This is a genomic window from Pseudoroseomonas ludipueritiae, assembly GCF_014490445.1.
GTDB classification, from domain to species: domain Bacteria; phylum Pseudomonadota; class Alphaproteobacteria; order Acetobacterales; family Acetobacteraceae; genus Pseudoroseomonas; species Pseudoroseomonas ludipueritiae.
The window spans coordinates 1-2,088 of sequence record NZ_JACTUZ010000303.1; the positions used below are offsets into that span (position 1 = coordinate 1).

At 66.2% G+C, this 2,088-nt stretch carries 2 protein-coding genes; both read left to right on the top strand.

The window, feature by feature from the left end:
- Positions 1–63: 63 nt before the first annotated feature.
- On the top strand, positions 64–1,659 hold the full coding sequence (locus tag IBL25_RS25820) for an ABC transporter substrate-binding protein (protein ID WP_187781301.1): 1,596 nt from the start codon (positions 64–66) through the stop codon (positions 1,657–1,659).
- A 118-nt stretch (positions 1,660–1,777) separates the two neighbouring features.
- A partial coding sequence (locus IBL25_RS25825; protein WP_238940672.1) for an ABC transporter substrate-binding protein occupies positions 1,778–2,088 on the top strand: 311 nt, incomplete at its 3' end.

Here is a 2,088-nt window from a genome sequence, read left to right on the forward strand (position 1 = left end):
CCTTGCATGGCCGTTATGTTTCTTGCTGAGGTCTCGCCCTCATTCCCCTGAGGAGCGGCGTTGATGGCTGTTGCGAATTTCCGGTTGAAGGCGGCCCTGCTGATGGGCTCCGCCATGCTGTCCCTGGCCATGGCGCAGCCGGCTGCGGCCCAGAATGTCACCATCGCCATCGGCGGCTCGGTGACCTCGCTGGACCCGCATTTCTACAACGCTTCCCCCAACCACAGCGCCGCCGCGCATTTCTTCGAGCGGCTGACCGAATTCGACAGCAACGCCAAGATGCAGCCGGCACTGGCCGAATCCTGGAAGGCCGTTGCCCCCGATGTCTGGGAATTCAAGCTGCGCCCGGGCGTGAAGTGGCATGACGGGCGGGACTTCACCGCCGAGGATGTCGCCTTCACCATCGAGCGCGCGCCCAATGTGCCGAACAGCCCTGGCGGCTTCGGCGCCTTCGTGCGCGGCGTGAAGAGCGTGGAGATCGTGGACCCGCTGACCATCCGCTTCCACACCCCCGGCCCCTATCCGCTGCTGCCGGTGGATTTCGCCTCGCTCTTCGTCATCTCCCGCCACGTGGGGCAGAATGCCTCCACCGAGGATTACAACAGCGGCAAGGCGGTGGTCGGCACCGGCCCCTATCGCTTCAACAGCTACACGCCGGGCAACCGCGTGCAGATGACGCGCAACGACAACTACTGGGGCGGCAAGCCGGACTGGGCGACGGTGGACTTCCGCATCATCTCCAATCCCGCCGCCCGCACGGCGGCGATCCTCTCGGGCGATGTGGACATCATCGACACCGTTCCTTCCTCCGACATCCCCAAGCTGCGGCAGGACCCGAAGGTTCAGGTGACCTCCATCCAGGGCCTGCGCCTCATCTACCTGGCGCCGGACCGCTCGCGCGACGAGAACCCGGTCTTTGTCACCGACAATGACGGCAAGCCGCTGGCGAGGAACCCCTTCAACGACCTGCGCGTCCGCCGCGCGCTTTCCATGGCCGTCAGCCGCGAGGCCCTGGCGGAGCGCGTGATGGAGGATACGGCCAAGCCGGCCGGCCAATGGCTGCCGCCCGGCACCTATTCCTATAATCCGGAGGTGAAGCCGCTGGAGCAGGACCTCGAGGGCGCCAGGAAGCTGCTCGCCGAGGCAGGCTTCCCGCGCGGCTTCAGGATGACCCTGCACACGCCGAACGACCGCTACCCCAACGACGCCAAGACCGCCCAGGCCGTGGCGCAGATGTGGACGCGGGCCGGCGTGCAGACCACCGTCGAGGCCCTGCCCTGGAGCACCTATTCCGTCCGCTCCAACCGGCAGGAATTCGGCATCAGGCTGATGGGCTGGGGCAGCCTGACGGGCGAGGCTTCCTATGCCCTGGTGAACATCATAGGCACCTACAGCCAGGAAACCCGCTTCGGCGCCAATAACTCCGGCCGCTATTCCAACCCGGAGCTGGATGCCCTGACCCTCAAGGCCACCAGCACGCTGGACGATGAGGAGCGCGAGAAGCTGCTGCAGCAGGCGATCAAGATGGCAATCGACGATGTGGCCATCATCCCGCTGCACCAGCTGGTGAATACCTGGGCGGTGAAGAAGGGCCTGCAGCACAGCCCGCGCATGGACGAGCGCACCCGGGCCATCGACCTGAAACCCGCCAAGGGCTGAGCCGGAAGGCCGGGCGGGCACGCGGCCCGCCCGGCAGCGGCTTTATGGGCCGCACCGTCTTGCGCAAAATTTGTCTTTCTTGCAGAGCTTCCTCAGAAATGATCCGGAGGAAGCCACCATGCCCACCACCCTGCCGAGCCTGAAGGCAGCCCTGCTGCTGGGAGCCGCCAGCTTCGGCCTGGCCGCCGCGCAGCCGGCGCTGGCGCAGGACCTGACCATCGCCATCGGCGGCTCGGTGACCTCGCTGGACCCGCATTTCTACAACGCGTCTCCCAATAACGGCCTCGGCACGCATTTCTTCGACCGGCTGACGGAGCTGGACGCCAATGCGCAGATCCGGCCGATGCTGGCGGAATCCTGGAAGGTGATCGAGCCGACCCTCTGGGAATTCAAGCTGCGCCCGGGCGTGAAGTGGCATGACGGGCGGGA